The organism is Bradyrhizobium erythrophlei (genome assembly GCF_042430365.1).
In the GTDB taxonomy this organism is placed as follows: Bacteria; Pseudomonadota; Alphaproteobacteria; order Rhizobiales; family Xanthobacteraceae; genus Bradyrhizobium; species Bradyrhizobium erythrophlei.
In genome coordinates, this window is record NZ_JBHMET010000274.1 from 76,637 (window position 1) to 93,525 (window position 16,889).

General features: G+C 64.8%; 14 protein-coding genes. 4 read left to right on the forward strand and 10 right to left on the reverse strand.

All coding sequences use genetic code 11. From position 1 onward, the window contains the following. Positions 1–23 precede the first annotated feature (23 nt). From pssA to ACFFWD_RS42345, 3 genes are all read right to left on the reverse strand, one after another. The gene (gene pssA / locus ACFFWD_RS42335; RefSeq protein ID WP_376975350.1) at positions 24–899 is read right to left on the reverse strand and encodes a CDP-diacylglycerol--serine O-phosphatidyltransferase; all 876 of its coding nucleotides are present in this window, start codon (positions 897–899) and stop codon (positions 24–26) included. Between the two features lie 78 nt (positions 900–977). After that, positions 978–1,706, reverse strand: coding sequence for a phosphatidylserine decarboxylase (locus tag ACFFWD_RS42340; protein WP_376975351.1), 729 nt, complete (start codon positions 1,704–1,706; stop codon positions 978–980). 27 nt (positions 1,707–1,733) lie between these two features. Then, a complete protein-coding gene (locus ACFFWD_RS42345; protein WP_376975353.1) occupies positions 1,734–3,722 on the reverse strand; it encodes an ABCB family ABC transporter ATP-binding protein/permease in 1,989 nt (662 codons plus the stop codon). A gap of 213 nt (positions 3,723–3,935) precedes the next feature. Here ACFFWD_RS42345 and ACFFWD_RS42350 point away from each other — a divergent pair, with 213 nt between their 5' ends. Beyond that, positions 3,936–4,541 carry an LOG family protein gene (locus tag ACFFWD_RS42350; RefSeq protein ID WP_376975354.1) on the forward strand — a complete coding sequence of 202 codons (606 nt, stop codon included), beginning with the start codon at positions 3,936–3,938 and terminating at the stop codon, positions 4,539–4,541. Positions 4,542–4,725: 184 nt separating this feature from the next. Here ACFFWD_RS42350 and ACFFWD_RS42355 read toward each other — a convergent pair whose 3' ends face one another. The 4 genes from ACFFWD_RS42355 to cysS form a co-directional block, all read right to left on the reverse strand. Next, a complete protein-coding gene (locus tag ACFFWD_RS42355; protein WP_376975355.1) occupies positions 4,726–5,103 on the reverse strand; it encodes a VOC family protein in 378 nt (125 codons plus the stop codon). Positions 5,104–5,253: 150 nt separating this feature from the next. After that, positions 5,254–6,852: a citramalate synthase gene (gene cimA, locus ACFFWD_RS42360; protein WP_376975356.1), complete on the reverse strand. Its 1,599-nt coding sequence runs from the start codon at positions 6,850–6,852 to the stop codon at positions 5,254–5,256. After that, entirely contained in the window at positions 6,849–7,355 is a 507-nt protein-coding gene (locus tag ACFFWD_RS42365) for a GNAT family N-acetyltransferase (protein WP_376975358.1), read from the reverse strand. The genes cimA and ACFFWD_RS42365 overlap by 4 nt, the downstream gene beginning before the upstream one ends. Continuing rightward, complete coding sequence (cysS, locus tag ACFFWD_RS42370; protein ID WP_376975359.1) at positions 7,352–8,752, reverse strand: cysteine--tRNA ligase; 1,401 nt, start codon at positions 8,750–8,752, stop codon at positions 7,352–7,354. The genes ACFFWD_RS42365 and cysS overlap by 4 nt, the downstream gene beginning before the upstream one ends. 294 nt (positions 8,753–9,046) lie before the next feature. Between cysS and ACFFWD_RS42375 the strand changes: the two genes are divergently transcribed. Together ACFFWD_RS42375 and ACFFWD_RS42380 are read left to right on the forward strand one after the other, a co-directional pair. Next, entirely contained in the window at positions 9,047–9,355 is a 309-nt protein-coding gene (locus ACFFWD_RS42375) for a hypothetical protein (RefSeq protein ID WP_376975360.1), read from the forward strand. A 150-nt stretch (positions 9,356–9,505) separates the two neighbouring features. Continuing rightward, entirely contained in the window at positions 9,506–10,663 is a 1,158-nt protein-coding gene (locus ACFFWD_RS42380; protein WP_376975361.1) for a DUF2865 domain-containing protein, read from the forward strand. 105 nt (positions 10,664–10,768) lie between these two features. Here ACFFWD_RS42380 and ACFFWD_RS42385 read toward each other — a convergent pair whose 3' ends face one another. Genes ACFFWD_RS42385 through ACFFWD_RS42395 form a run of 3 tightly spaced genes read right to left on the reverse strand, consistent with a single transcriptional unit; the run spans position 10,769 to position 14,309 of the window. Continuing rightward, positions 10,769–12,520 carry an NAD+ synthase gene (locus ACFFWD_RS42385; RefSeq protein WP_376975362.1) on the reverse strand — a complete coding sequence of 584 codons (1,752 nt, stop codon included), beginning with the start codon at positions 12,518–12,520 and terminating at the stop codon, positions 10,769–10,771. A gap of 45 nt (positions 12,521–12,565) precedes the next feature. Further along, positions 12,566–12,919 (reverse strand): diacylglycerol kinase, encoded by a 354-nt coding sequence (locus tag ACFFWD_RS42390; RefSeq protein ID WP_376975363.1) that lies wholly within the window; start codon positions 12,917–12,919, stop codon positions 12,566–12,568. Between the two features lies 1 nt (position 12,920). Then, positions 12,921–14,309: a class II 3-deoxy-7-phosphoheptulonate synthase gene (locus ACFFWD_RS42395; protein ID WP_376975365.1), complete on the reverse strand. Its 1,389-nt coding sequence runs from the start codon at positions 14,307–14,309 to the stop codon at positions 12,921–12,923. Positions 14,310–14,462: 153 nt separating this feature from the next. Between ACFFWD_RS42395 and ACFFWD_RS42400 the strand changes: the two genes are divergently transcribed. After that, positions 14,463–15,389, forward strand: coding sequence for an alpha/beta hydrolase family protein (locus ACFFWD_RS42400; protein WP_376975366.1), 927 nt, complete (start codon positions 14,463–14,465; stop codon positions 15,387–15,389). The last annotated feature ends 1,500 nt before the right edge of the window (positions 15,390–16,889 follow it).

Sequence of the window (16,889 nt, forward strand, 5' to 3'; positions counted from 1 at the left end):
CGCAATGACGTGGAGAAAGCGCGTCAGTGCAGATGCGTCGGACGATCGTCCTGATCGCTGCTCGCGACCTGCGGTGCATAGGTCGGCTGTGGCGCCTGCACCGGCGTCACTGCGGTTGGCGCCCCTGCCGCAAGAGTGCGCTCCTGGTCGCGATAGGATTTCCAGCCCCAGGGCAGGCTCAACAGATAGAGCAACGAGCCGGCCGACAGGATGTGCCAGGGATAGCCGATCAGCAGCGCGACGAAGAACACCACCGAGACGAACACCGGCAGCACCATCTCCGGCGGCACCCGCATCCGCACCGTCTTGCCGGAGAACACCGGCAGCCGCGACACCATCAGGAATGCGATCAACAGCGTGTAGATCGCGGTCAGCGTCGCCGGGGGCATCGGCACGCCGAGGAAGGCGAGATAGACCGGCAGCAGCACGGTGATCGCTCCGGCCGGCGCCGGCACGCCGGTGAAAAAGTTCGACGCAAAGGCCGGCTTGTTCGAATCGTCGATCGAGGCGTTGAAGCGCGCGAGGCGCAGCCCGCCCGAGATCGCAAACACCATCGCGGCGATCCAGCCGCCATTGTTCAATTCGTGGAGCTGCCAGAAATACAGGATCAGGCCGGGCGCGACGCCGAAATTGACGAAGTCGGCGAGGCTGTCGAGCTCGGCGCCGAATTTCGACTGGCCCTTGATCATGCGCGCGACGCGGCCGTCGATGCCGTCGAGCACGGCCGCGAACACGATGGCGGCGACCGCGAGCTCCATCCGCCCCTCAGTCGAGAGCCGGATCGCGGTCAGGCCGGCGCAGATCGCCAGCAGCGTGATGACGTTGGGTACCAGCATGCGCACCGGGATCGGGCGAAACCGGCGGCGGCGGTACTCGGGCGAGTTGAGGTCTGACGGCATCATGCCGGTCAATATAGCAAGCGCGGGCCGGCTCCGCCATCGCGGCGGGAACCGGCTGATTTGCCTGACAAAACAGAGTTAATCGGCGCGGAACGTGCGGCCGGGGTCGGCGCTGTTGAAATCGGCCAGAATCGTCTCGCCGGCGATCGCGGTCTGCCCTTCCGAGACCAGCGCCCTGGTGCCTTCGGGCAAATAGACGTCGAGCCGGGAGCCGAACCGGATCAGGCCGAAGCGCTCGCCGGCGCCGATCGACTGGCCTTCCTTGACGAATGAGACGATACGCCGCGCCACGAGCCCGGCAATCTGGATCACACCGATGCGGCCGTTCGCCGTCGAGATGACCAGCGAGTTGCGCTCATTGTCCTCGCTCGCCTTGTCGAGCTCGGCATTGATGAAAGCGCCCGGACGATAGGCGATGCGGTCGATGCGGCCGGTGACCGGGCTGCGGTTCACATGGCAATTGAACACGCTCATGAAGATCGACACCCGCGGCAGCGGCTTGTCGCCAAGGCCGAGCTCGGCCGGCGGCAGCGCCTGCACCACCATCGACACCCGGCCATCCGCCGGCGACACCACGATGCCGTCGCGGACCGGCGTCACGCGGACGGGATCGCGGAAGAACAGCGCGCACCAGATCGTGAGCACCGTGCCGATCCAGCCCAGCGGAGTCCAGATCCAGAACAGGATCAGGCTCGCGAGCGCGAAGCCGCCGATGAAGGGATACCCCTCGGGGTGGATCGGCGGGATCTGCGCGCGGATGGAATTGGCGATCGACATCGAATCTCGCTTACGGGTTCCCCGCCCCATTGGCGGGAGATCGGCGCCCTACTTCGACTATTCCGCGGCGGTCGGCAAGGGCTTCTCGACCGGTGCGACAGCGGATTCCTGGCCCGGTTCGGCGACCGGCGGCGGCAGGCGGTTCGGCGCCTCGCCGCCGTCGTCGATCTGGGCCAGCCTTTCGCGGGCCGCCTCGGCCTCGCGCTGCCTGTTCCACATGCTGGCATAAAGCCCGCCGGCGGCGAGCAGCTGCGCATGCGTGCCGCGCTCGGCGATCCGGCCCTGGTCCAGCACGATGATCTCGTCGGCGCCGACAATGGTGGAGAGCCGGTGCGCGATCACGAGCGAGGTGCGGTTGCGCGACACCCGCTCCAGCGCTTCCTGGATCTCGTGCTCGGTGTGGCTGTCGAGAGCCGACGTCGCCTCGTCCAGCACCAGAATCGGCGGCGCCTTCAAGACCGTGCGCGCGATCGCGACCCGCTGCTTCTCGCCCCCGGACAGTTTCAGCCCGCGCTCGCCGACCTGGGTCTCGTAACCTTTCGGCGACATCCGGATGAAATTGTCGATCTGCGCCAGCCGCGCGGCCTCCTCCACCTCGGCATCGCTGGCGTCCCAGCGGCCATAGCGGATGTTGTAGCGGATGGTGTCGTTGAACAGCACGGTGTCCTGCGGGACCATGCCGATCGCCGCGCGGAGCGAGCCTTGCGTCACCGCCTTGATGTCCTGGCCGTCGATCAGGATGCGGCCGCCGGAGACGTCATAGAGACGAAACAAGAGCCGCGAGATCGTCGACTTGCCGGCGCCGGACGGGCCGACGATCGCGACCGTCTTGCCGGCCGGCACATCGAAGCTGAGACCTTTCAGAATCGGCCGGTCGAGGTCGTACGCGAAGCGCACGTCCTCGAAGCGGAGGCTGCCTGCCGACACCGCCAGCGGCTTGGCGCCCGGAATGTCCTTCACTTCCGGATTGCGCGACAGCACCTCGAACATCTTCTCGATGTCGATGATTGCCTGCTTGATCTCGCGATAGACCATGCCCATGAAATTCAGCGGCTGGTAGAGCTGGATCATCATGGCGTTGATCAGGACGAAATCGCCGACGGTGTGGGTGCCGTTGCGGATGCCGAGCGCGCACATCAGCATCGTCGCGGTCAGGCCAGCGGTGAAGATGATCGCCTGTCCGGTGTTGAGCACCGCAAGCGAGGTGTAGGTCTTCACGCTCGCCTGCTCGTAGCGCTGCATCGAGCGGTCGTAGCGCCCGGCCTCGCGCTCCTCGGCGCCGAAATACTTGACGGTCTCGTAGTTGAGCAACGAGTCGATCGCCTTGGTGGTCGCCTCGGTGTCGGAATCGTTCATCTTGCGGCGGATCTCGATCCGCCACTCGGTCGCTACATAGGTGAAGTACATGAACACGACGACGGTGAGCAGCACCGCCAGCACGTAGCGCCAGTCGAACTGCCAGAACAGCACGGCCGCCAGCAGCACGACCTCGACGACGGTCGGAATGAGCTGCAGGATCACCATCCGCACGATGGTCTCGATGCCGGAGCGGCCGCGCTCCAGGACGCGGGTCAGGCCACCGGTCTTGCGTTCGAGATGGAAGCGCAGCGACAGCTCGTGCATGTGCACGAAGGTCTTGTAGGCAAGCCGCCGCACGGCATGCATGGCGACGCGGGCAAAGATGCCGTCGCGCCATTGCGTCAGCACCGCCATGACGATGCGCACCGCGCCGTAGCCGATCGTCATCAGCAGCGGCGACGCGATCAGCCACATCATCCAGTTGGAGGGCTGCACCGGCGCCGAGCCCGCGCCGTTCAGTGCGTCGATTGCCCATTTGAAGGTGAACGGCACCGACAGCGTCGCAAGCTTCGCGAACAGCAGGAGCACCACCGACCACACCACGCGCATCTTCAGATCCGCGCGATCGCCGGGCCAGATATAGGGCCAGAGATGAACCAGCGTGCCGATCAGGGTGCCCTTTTCGGCCGCGCGAGTCGCGGCCGAAGGCGCCTCGACGGCGGGCACATGCGGGTGCGGGGGCGACATCAGCGGGCCGCCCGATCGGGGACGGCGCACCGGCTCGCCGCCACATCTTTTCCATGGTTTGGCATTCTGGACGTCATATAGAGCGTTTCAACCTGACGTACAGTCTTATGAGGTAATTCTTTCGCGATTCGCGGGAATTTACGGGATTTTTTGACCAACCATACCCATATCGGACTCTTGACCCTTTTTACGTTGCAGTGCCACATGGATCGTATGAATCAAATCAAAACCGTCTGTGTCTATTGCGGCTCCGGCCCCGGCAACAATCCCCACTTCATGGAAGCAGCCGTTGCGCTCGGCAAGACCTTCGCCGAGAACAATGTCCGCCTGGTCTATGGCGGCGGCTCGATCGGGCTGATGGGCGCGGTCGCGAAATCGACGCTCGATCACGGCGGCGCCGTCACCGGCATCATTCCCGAATTCCTGCGCGCGCGCGAAAACGCGTTGACGCGCGTTCAGGAGATGATCGTCACGCCCGACATGCACGAGCGCAAGCGGCTGATGTTCGAGCGCTCGGACGCCTTCGTCGCGCTGCCCGGCGGCGTCGGCACGCTGGAGGAGTTGGTCGAGCAACTGACCTGGCAGCAGCTCGGCCGCCACTCCAAGCCGGTGCTGCTCGCCAACATCGACAATTTCTGGGAACCGCTGCTCTCGCTGTTGAGCCACATGCGCACGACCGGATTCATCCGCTCGACGCTCGACGTCAACGTCCTGATGGCCGACCGCGTGGAGGACATCCTGCCGAAGCTACGCACCGCGGCCGCGCGCGTGCCGCAGAAGGCGAAGGAGCTCGCCCCCGAAGTGGCGCGGCGGCTGTAGGCCAGAGTCTCTACGGCTACTCTCTTCTGCACGCACAGCCCTCTCCCCGTCATGCTGAGGAGGCCGCGGAGCGGCCGTCTCGAAGCACGACGGCCCGGCTGTGGCCGTTCGCCCTTCGAGGCTCGCTGCGCGAGCACCTCAGGACGACGGGTCGAGAGGAGCGCCGATCGTCGGAATCAATTTCTCACTCGCTCGGAAACGTCACCGCCTCGATCCGATTGCCGTCGGGGTCAAGGATGAAGGCCGCATAGTAGCGCACGCGGTCGTGCGGGCGCAGGCCCGGCGGGCCGTCGGAAAGCCCGCCGGCAGCGAGCGCCGCGGCATGAAAAGCATCAACCTCGCCCGTGGTTTTCGCGCGCAGGCAGATATGCGTGCCGCTCTCATGCGGGACCGGCCGCATCGCAGCGCGCAGGTTGATCCAGAATTCAGGGTAGGCCTTGCCGAAGCCGATGGTCGCCGGCCGCGTGACGAGACGCGTGAGGCCGAGCGCGGCCAGCGTCGGCTCATAGAACCGTGCGGCGCGGTCGAGATTGCTGACGCCGACGGAAACGTGATCGATCATTTAGCCCCTCCTCTTTCCGTCATTGCGAGCGAAGCGAAGCAATCCATCGGGCCGCAAGCGGATAGATGGATTGCTTCGTCGCTTCAGCGCAAAATTGCCTTGCAATTTTGTCGCGAGCTCCTCGCAATGACGCCCCCCTCACCACCAACCTCACGCCGGCGCGCCTGACTTCACCAGCTTGTAGATCACCGAATCCATCAGCGCCTGGAACGAGGCATCGATGATATTCGGCGACACGCCGACCGTGATCCAGTTGTCGCCGTTCTCGTCCTCGCTCTCGATCAGCACGCGCGTCACCGCACCCGTGCCGCCATTGAGGATACGCACACGGTAATCGATCAGCTTCAGGCCCTCGATATATTTCTGGTACTTGCCGAGGTCCTTGCGCAACGCGACATCAAGCGCGTTCACCGGGCCGTTGCCTTCGGCGGCCGAGATCAACCGCTCGCCGTCGACGTCGACCTTCACCACCGCAAGCGCGACCGTGACGCGCTGGCCATTGGCGTTGTAGCGCTGCTCGACATTGACGTCGAACTGTTCGACCTTGAAATATTCCGGCACCTTTCCGAGCGTGCGCCGCGCCAAAAGATCGAACGACGCGTTGGCGGATTCATAGGCAAAGCCCGCCGCCTCCCGCTCCTTCAGTTCCTCGACGAGGCGCGTCAGCCGCGGATCGCTCTTCTCGTAAGGGATACCGGCGCGATCAAGCTCGGCCATCACGTTGGAGCGACCGGCCTGATCCGACACCAGTACCTTGCGGTGATTGCCGACGGCGTCAGGCGCCACATGCTCATAGGTCTGCGGATCCTTCAGCACCGCAGACGCATGGATGCCGGTCTTGGTGACGAAGGCGCTCTCGCCGACATAAGGCGCGTGGCGATTGGGCGCGCGGTTCAGCATGTCGTCGAGCGTACGCGACACCTTGGTCAAGGTCGCCATCTTCTCCGCGGTGACGCCGATCTCGAAGGCATCGGCAAACTCGCTCTTCAGCCGCAAGGTCGGGATCAACGAACACAGATTGGCGTTGCCGCAGCGCTCGCCGAGGCCATTGAGCGTGCCCTGAATTTGGCGCGCGCCGGCGCGGACCGCGGCCAGCGAATTCGCGACCGCCTGCTCGGTGTCGTTATGGGCGTGGATGCCGACATTCGCACCCGGCACATGCTTGATAACGTCGCCGACGATGGTCTCGACCTCGTGCGGCATGGTGCCGCCGTTGGTGTCGCAGAGCACGACCCAGCGCGCGCCGGACTCGTAGGCCGCCCTTGCGCAGGCGAGCGCGTAGTCGCGGTTTTCCTTGTAGCCGTCGAAGAAGTGCTCGCAGTCGACCATCACTTCGCGGCCGAGCGCCTTCGCGGCGGCGACGCTGTCGCGGATCGAGGCAAGGTTCTCCTCATTGGTGGTCTCGAGCGCGACGCGAACCTGGTAGGCCGAGGATTTTGCCACGAAGCAGATCGCATCCGCCTTGGCCTCGAGGATGCCCGCAAGGCCTGGATCGTTGGATGCCGAGCGGCCCGGACGCCGCGTCATGCCGAAGGCGGTGAAGCGGGCGTGGCCGAAGGTGGGCTTCTCGCTGAAGAACTCGGTGTCGGTCGGATTGGCGCCGGGATAGCCGCCCTCGACATAGTCGATTCCGAGTTCGTCGAGCAGCTTTGCGATCACCTGCTTGTCGTGCAGCGTGAAGTCGACGCCGTTGGTCTGCGCGCCGTCGCGCAGCGTGGTGTCGAAGAGATAGAGGCGTTCTCGGCTCATGCGTGGCCTCCCCGCTGCGGGGCACTATCGAGCGTCTTCTGCATCGTGGTGTTGGCGAGCCACTCGTCGTTGATGGTCACGGAGTTGCGCTGACGCGCGACGTAGCCGCGCTTGCGGAAGAAATCGAGCGCGTTGTCGCTCGCATCAACCGTCAGGGTCTTGGCGCCGCGGGCGCCTGCGATCTTCTCCAAGGCATCGCACAGTGCGCTGCCCACGCCCTGCCCCGCTGCGCTCGGATGCACATAAAGCATGTCGATGTGATCTGGTCCCTTCAACGAGGCGAAACCGACGGGCGCATTTTGTAGCGAGGCGATCAGCGTGAGCTGGCCGGCGAGCTTCTTGCCGAAGGCGTCCTCGTCCTCGGCGGCCATCGCCCAGGCTTCCTGCTGCGCCTCGCTGTAATCGTCGCCGGTCAGTTCCATGATCGAGGCGGCGAAGATCGCCGCCAGCAGCGGCGTATCTGCCGGCAGGAATGGACGCAATGCGGGGGCGGAACGGCTCATCGCGCGACCTCCCAGGTGGTGCCTTCCTTGGAGTCCTTGATCACCACGCCCATCGCGGCGAGCTGATCGCGGATCCGGTCGGACTCCTTGAAGTCCTTGCGGGCGCGCGCCGCGGTGCGCTCGGCGATCAGCGTATCGACCGCCTTGGCATCGATGCCGCTCGCCTGCTCCTTGCGGCTCTTCCACGAAGCCGCGCTCTCGGAGAGGAAACCGAGCAGACGCAGCGAGCCGGCGAACTCCTTGCGGCTCGCGTCACTGCTCAAGGCAGCGTTGCGCAAGCCGTGCAGCACGGCCATCGCCTGCGCGGTGTTGAGGTCGTCGTAGAGCGCCTCGACCATCGCCGGTGACGGCGGACCGGACTCGGCGTCGGCCGCGACCGCATACCAGTCGTCGAGCGTCTTTGCGGCTTCTTCCGCGCTCTTCAGCGTCCAATCGAGCGGCGAGTGATAATGCGTCCGCAGCATGCTGAGACGCAGCACCTCGCCCGGCCAATCGGCCAGCAGATCGCGGATGGTGAAGAAGTTGCCAAGCGACTTCGACATCTTCTCGCTCTCGATCTGCAGGAAGCCGTTGTGCATCCAGACGTTGGCCATGCGGTCGGAATGGAATGCGCAGCAGGTTTGCGCGAGCTCGTTCTCATGGTGCGGGAACACCAGGTCGATGCCGCCGCCATGGATGTCGAACTTTTCGCCGAGATGCTTCCAGGCCATCGCCGAGCATTCGATGTGCCAGCCGGGCCGCCCCTCCAGCGCGATGCCGTCGGGCGACGGCCATGACGGCTCGCCCGGCTTCGACGGCTTCCACAGCACGAAGTCGGTGTTGTCGCGCTTGTAGGGTGCGACGTCGACGCGGGCGCCGGCGATCATCTCGTCGAGCGAACGCTTGGACAGCGCGCCGTAGCGCGGCAACACGGAGTTGGCCGCGTTCATCGCCTGCGGCGAGAACAGCACGTGATCCTCGGCGACATAGGCAAAGCCGCCGGCGATCAGCTTCTCGATGATCGCGCGCATCTCCGGGATGTGCTCGGTCGCGCGCGGCTGCACGGTCGGTGCCAAGCAGCCGAGCGCGGTGACGTCGTCCTGGTATTGCTGGTAGGTCTGCTCGGTGACCTTGCGGATCGCCTCGTTCAGCGGCATGCCGGGATAGTCGCGCGCGGCGCGGACGTTGATCTTGTCGTCAACGTCGGTGATGTTGCGGACGTACTTCACGTGATCGGCGCCATAGCGATGGCGTAGCACGCGAAACAGGACGTCGAAGACAACAGCCGCACGACCATTGCCGATATGGGCGAAGTCATAGACCGTCGGTCCGCAGGCATACATGCGGACGTTGCTGTCATCGAGCGGCACGAACGGCCGCTTCTCCCGGGTCAACGTATCGTAAAGGCGCAAATCCATGGATACCCATCCCTTGCGGCCGGGCGGTCCAATGATCTCAGGGTGATTGAGAAAAGACGGCCTCAGCCAGCGAATCGCTAGCTAATAATCTCGCGGCAAATGCAGATAGCGAGGAGGCTGTTCATGGTTCCACCATGTCTCATGGCCCCTCAATGGCGTCAAGAGGCTGTTTGCGGCGCTTTCGGCAGCCGTATCGCCCGGCAAAATCGCGCCAAGCCCCGCATGGTTAATCATTATTAAGGAGTTGGGCTTATCCGTGAGCTGCGGATTCCTCGCATTTTCACCGGTGCCCCCATGCGGTCCTTTTCAGCATTGATTGCCTCTGCCCTGCTCCTCACAGCCTCGTCCGCGTTTGCCGACAGCCGCGTCTTCATCATCGCCAACCAGGCCGACGGCTACGGCATTGACCAGTGCCTTGCGCGCGGCGACAAATGCGGTGCGCACGCCGCCCGCGCCTACTGCCAGTCGCGGGATTTCGCGCAGGCCACCAATTTCCGCCGCGTCGATCCCGACGAGATCACGGGTGCGGTTCCGCATGCCGCAAATGAGAAATGCGGGGGAAACGCCTGCGGCGAATATGTCGCCATTACCTGCCAGCGCTGATCCCCTGCCAAACGGCTGGTCGAGCCGGGCTTTTTGCCACATCGGTGCCCCGGAAACGACGTGACGCTGCCCCGAGAAAAGGCTATTGCAGGCCGCCTTGGCCGCGCGATTAGGCGTTCCCGCCGCGCGGCGTCGTTTTAATGGCCGGATATGCCCAAGACCCCCGATCGTCGCTTCCCGTCCCGATGGCTGTTGACCTGCACCGTGCTCGCCGGCATCGGCCTGCCCGCCGCTAATGCGCTGGCGCAGGTGAACCCGGGCCCGCCGACGCCGCCCCCGCCGCAACAGGGCGCGCAGGCCAACCCGATGTGCGCGCGCCTCGAGGGACAATTGGCGACGATCGACCGCGGCGGCGGCACCGGCGACCCGGCCAGGGACGACCAGATCCGCCGCTACCAGGACGCCGCCAACAAGCAGCAGGCCGAGCTCGATCGCGTCACGCTGCAGGCCAAGCGCATGGGCTGCGACAGCTCCGGCTTCTTCTCGCTGTTCAACAACAACTCGGCGCAGTGCGGCCCGGTCAACAACCAGATCCAGCAGATGCGCGGCAATCTCGACCAGATGACCGCGAACCTGGAGCGGCTGCGCTCCGGCGGCCTCGGCGGCGCCGACCGCGAGAACCAGCGCCGCTCGGTCTTGATGGCGCTCGCCCAGAACAATTGCGGCCCGCAATATGCGGCGGCCGCGCGCGGCCCGGGCAACTTCATCGACAATCTGTTCGGCGGCAACCAGGCCAATCCGCTGCCGCCGCCCGGCGCCGATTATGGCGGGCAGTCCGGCACCTACCGCACCGTCTGCGTCCGCACCTGCGACGGCGCCTATTTCCCGGTCTCGTTCGCGACTGTGCAGGCGCGGTTTCCTGACGACGAACGGACCTGCAAGGCGCTCTGCCCGGCGGCCGAAGCCACCCTGTTCGCCTATCGCAACCCCGGCGAGGACATCAACCAGGCGGTGTCGATCAACGGCCAGCCCTACTCTTCGCTGCCGAACGCGTTCAAATATCGCACCGAGTTCAATCCCTCCTGCGCCTGCAAGGCGGCCGGCCAGACCTGGTCGGACGCGTTGAAGTCGGTCGACGACAAGGCCGCCGTCGAACAGCAGGGCGACATCATCGTCACCGAAGAGAGCGCGAAGAAGATGCAGCAACGCGCGCAGGAGAAGGCGACGAAATCGGCGCCCGCCAAGAAGGGCGCGCCGGCCGCAGCAGCGCCTGCACAGCAGCCGGCCGCAGCGGACGCGGTCCCCGCGGGCGCGCCGTCCAGCGGCATCCGTACGGTCGGACCGACCTTCATTCCGCCGAAACAGTAGGGCGCTAAAGCGCGATGAGATTAGATTGTATCGTCCTCGCGCTTTAGCCTCTTGTCTGGGCATGATCTTTTCGGAAAACCGCTTCACACTTTTCCGGATCATGCGTTAGCCGTCGAACGCCTCCGCGGAGGCGCGGTTTGCGCGCGCGACCAGCTTCTCGTCGGGCTCGGGCAAGGCTTTGCCGGGGTCGCGGAAGCGGTTGGTGATGGGGTAGCGGCGGTCGCGGCCGAAATTCTTCTGCGTGACCTTGACGCCCGGCGCGGCCTGACGGCGCTTGTATTCGGCGATGTTGAGCAGGCGATCGACCCGCGTCACCACATCCTTGTCGAAACCGGCGGCGATGATCTCGGCCAGCGGCTCTTCGCGCTCGACCAGGCGCTCGAGGATCGCATCCAGCATGTCGTAGGGCGGCAGCGAATCCTGGTCGGTCTGGTTCTCGCGCAACTCCGCGGTCGGCGGACGCGTGATGATGTTGACCGGGATCACCTCGCCCGACGGCCCCAGCGCGCCCTCCGGCTTCCAGGCGTTGCGCAAGGACGAGAGGCGGAACACCTCGGTCTTGTAGATGTCCTTGATCGGATTGAAGCCACCGTTCATGTCGCCATAGAGCGTGGCGTAGCCGACCGACATTTCCGACTTGTTGCCTGTGGTCACCACCATGGCGCCGGTCTTGTTCGAGATCGCCATCAGCAGCGTGCCGCGGGCGCGCGCCTGCAAATTCTCTTCCGTAATGTCGCGCGGCAGCCCGGCGAACACGGACGACAGGATCGTCTCGAACCCGTTCACGGCATCCGCAATCGGCAACACTTCGTAGCGGATGCCGAGCGCGCCTGCGAGCTTTGCGGCATCATCGAGCGAAACCTGCGCGGTGAAGCGGAACGGCAGCATCACGCCGCGCACCTTGTCGGCGCCGAGCGCATCGACCGCGATCGCAGCGCACAGCGCCGAGTCGATGCCGCCGGAGACGCCGAGCAGTACGCCCGGAAAGCCGTTCTTGCGGACATAGTCGCGCAGGCCCAGCACGCAGGCGGCATAGTCGGCCTTGTCGCCTTCGAGCACCGGCGTCACCGGACCGTCGCAGCGCCAGCCGTCCGGCGTGTTGCGCCACACAAGCGTCGTGATGTTCTCCTCGAACGCCGGAAGCTGCGCCGCGACCGAGAGGTCGGCATTGAGCGCAAACGAGGCGCCGTCGAAGATCAGCTCGTCCTGGCCACCGACCTCGTTGAGATAGACCAGCGGCAGCCCGCTCTCGGTGACGCGGGCCACCGCGATCGACAGCCTGAGGTCGTTCTTGTCTCGCGCATAGGGCGAGCCGTTCGGCACCACCAGGATTTCGGCGCCGGTCTCGGCGAGGCACTCGACGACGTTCTCGTATTCCTCGGACTCTTCGAGCCAGATGTCCTCGCAGATCGGCACACCGATCCGCACGCCGCCGACCGTCACCGGCCCTGACGCCGGCCCGCGGGCGAACAGCCGCTTCTCGTCGAACACGCCGTAGTTCGGCAGGTTCGCCTTGAAGCGGAGCGCGGCGATGCGGCCCTCGTCGAGCAGCGCGCAGGCGTTATAGAGCTTGCCGTCCTCGACCCAGGGCGTGCCGATCAGCACCGCCGGGCCGCCGTCGGCGGTCTCGCGCGCCAGTTCCTCGATCGCGACGCGGCAGGCCGACTGGAACGCCGGCTTCAGCACCAGGTCTTCCGGCGGATAGCCGGCGATGAACAGTTCCGAGAGCACCACGAGGTCGGCGCCGTCGGCCTTCGCCCGCTCGCGCGCCGCACGCGCTTTCGCGGCGTTGCCGGTGACGTCACCGACCGTCGGATTAAGTTGCGCCAGCGTGATCTTGATCTGTTGTTCGCTCATAGCCTTATGTTGTCCCGCACAAGAGCAAACTTCAATGGTGGGGAATCAGAACGCGCCCATGCGTTCGGCGAGGGCGAACAGCCAGAACAGCCCGGCCATGGCCAGCGCGACGCCGACCGCGGCCGAGCCCATGTCCTTGACCCGGCCGATCGCCGGGTCGTGATCGGTGGTCAGGCGATCGGCGAGCTTCTCAATCGCGGTGTTGAGCAGCTCGATCACCAGGACCAGCACGACGGAGGCGACCAGCTCGACGCGACGCATCATGGTCGCCCCGATCAACCAGGCCAGCGGCAGCGAGAGCGCCAGCGCCGCAACCTCTTCGCGAATCGCCTGCTCCGAGCGAATGGCGAAGGCCAGCCCGTTGCGCGAGTTGATGGTGGCCCGCCAGAACCTCAGCAAGTCACAGCCCCGCGACGGCCGGCATCGGTTTGACCTTGCTCGCGCGCTCCTGCTTCAGGAGCTCGGCGATCAGGAAGGCCATGTCGATCGACTGTTCGGCGTTGAGCCGCGGGTCGCAGACCGTGTGGTAGCGGTCGTTGAGATCCTCGTCGGTGATGGCGCGCGCGCCACCGATGCACTCGGTGACGTCCTGCCCAGTCATCTCCAGATGCACGCCGCCGGCATGGGTGCCTTCGGCGGCGTGGATCTGGAAGAACGACTTCACCTCCGCCAGCACCCGGTCGAACGGACGGGTCTTGTAGCCCGTCGTCGAGGTGATGGTGTTGCCGTGCATCGGGTCGCACGACCAGACCACGATCCGCCCTTCCCGCTGCACGGCGCGGATCAGGCCCGGCAGATGGTCGCCGACCTTGTCAGCGCCGAAGCGGTTGATCAGCGTCAGGCGTCCCGGCTCGTTGTCGGGATTGAGGATGTCGATCAGCTTCAACAGCTCGTCCGGCTTCAGCGACGGGCCGCATTTCAGGCCGATCGGGTTCTTGATGCCGCGGAAATACTCGACATGGCCGTGATCGAGCTGCCGGGTGCGGTCGCCGATCCAGATGAAATGGCCGGATGTCGCGTACCAGTCGCCGGTCGTGGAATCGACCCGCGTCATCGCCTGCTCGTAGCCGAGCAGCAGCGCCTCATGGCTGGTGTAGAAATCGGTGGCGCGCAGCTCGGGATGGCTCTCGAGGTCGAGGCCGCAGGCGCGCATGAAGTTGAGCGCATCCGAGATGCGGTCGGCGAGCTCCTTGTAGCGGCGGGACTGCGGCGAATCCTTCAGGAAGCCGAGCATCCACTGATGCACGCTGCCGAGATTGGCGAAGCCGCCGGTGGCGAAGGCGCGGAGCAGGTTCAGCGTCGCGGCGGACTGCCGGTAGGCCATCAGCTGGCGCTGCGGATCCGGCGTGCGCGCTTCCGCGGTGAAGGCGATGTCGTTGACGATGTCGCCGCGATAGCTCGGCAGCTCGACGCTGTCCTGCTTCTCCGTTGCCGACGAGCGCGGCTTGGCGAACTGCCCGGCGATGCGGCCGACCTTCACCACCGGCAGCGCGCCGGCATAGGTGAGGACGACGGCCATCTGCAGCAGCACGCGGAAGAAGTCGCGGATGTTGTTGGCGCCGTGCTCGGCAAAGCTCTCGGCGCAGTCGCCGCCCTGCAGCAGGAAGGCCTCGCCAGCGGCGACCCGGCCGAGCGCGCGCTTCAGGTTGCGCGCCTCGCCGGCGAACACCAGCGGCGGAAAGGTCGCAAGCTGGGCCTCGACATCGGCCAATGCCTTGGCATCGGGATAATCGGGCACCTGCACGACCTTCTTGGTGCGCCAGCTATCGGGTGTCCACCGCTCGGACATGACGTCAACTCCTGAGCAAAAACCGCAACTTAATCGACGGCCTGAGGAAAGGCGGCGTTATACACAGCCTCTTTCCACCCCGCTAGACGGGATTCCCGCAATTCCGTCAAGCTCTTGCAGGCGCAACCGAATTCGCATTTGCTGGACCATAGCATGAATGCCGGGGGAAATGCCGTGGCCGAGGCTGCGCTGGACGACGTTTTTAGCGACGACATCGTCGTGCCTGCGGCCGACGGTTACCCGCTTGGCGCCACGCTGTTCCTGCCCCGCGGCGCCAAGCGCCGCGCCGTGCTGATCAATTCGGCGACCGCCGTGCCCCGCAAGCTCTATCGCGGCTTCGCCGGCTATCTCGCCCGCCGCGGCTGCGCGGTCCTGACCTACGACTACCGCGGCACCGGCGATTCCAGGCAGCAATCGATGACCGGCTACAACCAGCCGAAATCGCTGGTCGGGTTCAAGGCTGATATGGCCGACTGGGCGGCGCTCGACATCACCGCGACGGTCAGCTGGATGCGCGAGCGCTACCGCGACCTGCCCTTCGCCTATGTCGGCCACTCCTTCGGCGGCCAGGCGCTTGGGCTCCTTGGCAACAACGCTGATATCCCACGTGCGCTCCTGATCGCAGCCCAAGCCGGCTATTGGAAGCTGATGGCCTCGCCCGAACGCTACCGCGTCTATGCGCAGCTGAACGGCGTCGGCCTGCCGCTGACCCGCGTGCTCGGCTACATGCCGGGCTGGGCCGGCCTCGGCATGGACCTGCCGAAGGGCGTGCTCGAGCAATGGACGCGCTGGGTGATGTCGCCGCGCTATCTGCTCGACGATGCGACGCTCACCGCGCGCGAAAATTTTCCGAAGTTCAAGGGTGCGCTGCGTGCGCTCAGCATGACCGACGATCCCTGGGCGACGCGGCCCGCGGTCGAATTGCTGTGCTCGGCGTTCACGTCGATCACGCCCGAGATCATCTCGATCCGTCCTGCGGACGCCGGCGTCGAGAAGATCGGCCATCTCGGCTTCTTCCGCAGCGAGCACCGCGACACGCTGTGGCGCGGTGCTGCGGAGTGGATCGAGGCGGAGAGTTGAGCACGAGCCCTCACCTCCGTCGTCCTGGCGTTCCAGGCCGTAAAAAAACTCAGCGCGCTCGTTTCGACGTAGAATCTGATTCTATCGCGCGCCAGGAGAAAGAACCAAGTAGCCGGCGAAGAGCTTGCAGGTAGGGCGCATAGCATTCTGTTCTATCGAGTCTCCGCGTTCTTGAGTTTTTACACCGCCTGGTTCGCCAGGACGACAGCGATTGTGTGTCGCGCTTCAACTTCAAACAACTCGCAGATGTGAGTTCGCGTTCTCGCGACATCATTTGTCCGAGGTTTGCTTGTCGTTCCGCCCTCTCTCAAGCAGAGGGCGCAGGGACGACCGGGCGCCGATTGCACCCGCGGGTCCCGTGCAAAAAAAGCACGGGAGGTAGGACCACAGGTGAAACCGGAAACATCCCGGCCTTCCCTGCGCGGCTTCGTGCTCTCCCCGGCGAGACCTGGCTTTTTTGTCACCGTCTTCGCAGGACGTTTCGCGTCTTGCGAGGAGACACCAGCCACTGGGGCGTCAGGACCACACGACTTCGCCGTCCGCCTCACGCGCACTCGTCAGTTGCGCATTCCGCGTCCACCGCATCCCACACCACGTTCGTGACGATCGCGAGCCGCCCCTCATTCGGGTGAGACGGGAGGTTTGTAACGGTGAGTTGGGGCGCGCGTCAACAAGATTTCCGAAAATCGGAAATCGACAAGTCGTCGACACCAAGTGAGCCGAAAACGGGGTGTCCCGGAATCGGACGGGCCCGGACACCCCACCCCTCAAATAACTTCTCTGGGTGGTGTCCGTATTTAAGCCCAGTGTGATTTTGGGAGCGTCCTAATTCGGTTTAACCGAAGGAATACCATGGTTTAGCCGATGTTCTCAGTAGGACTACTGAGGCGACCCGGTGAATGTTCTAGTGCCCGAAACTCGGAGGTGGGCCCGCCCGTAACTTGGAAAACCGGACGGCCCCTGCCGACCACTTCCAATTGCCCTGCCTCAACAGAAGCGATGGCCGGCGCTCTAATTTACGAAGCGTCGGCCATATGGTTTCAAACGATTAAGGTCAGCATTCCTTCCCTAGCTCTCCGGCTGTCAACGACGTTCCTTAAAATCCCGAGCTGCATTAGCAAGGAAATGGCTGCTACGTGCGCCAACCTCGTTGAGCGATGGCCATCGAACAAAGCCGCCTCCCGGTGCTGTGCTCTGACTTCGTTCCTCGTCCGAATCTATGACCCAGCAAAGTTTACGCGAGCGGCCACCCTTTCTTATCCATGTAGACACATCCAGAAACAAATTGTTACATTCGTCAGGTTGGCGTAAGCTGGTCTCACTAGAGTTACGGCGTGCTGTTTTTCAGCACGGCACATGCCCTTGTGTCGAAAGCCCCATCCGGTGTGCCCACCGGAGGGGGCTTTTGCTCTCCCAACAGCCGGTGGGGGCGACAATGTTGAAGAATGACGACAGAACTTACTACAGGCTCGCCGTGTTCTCGGTGGTAATAGTCGCCAT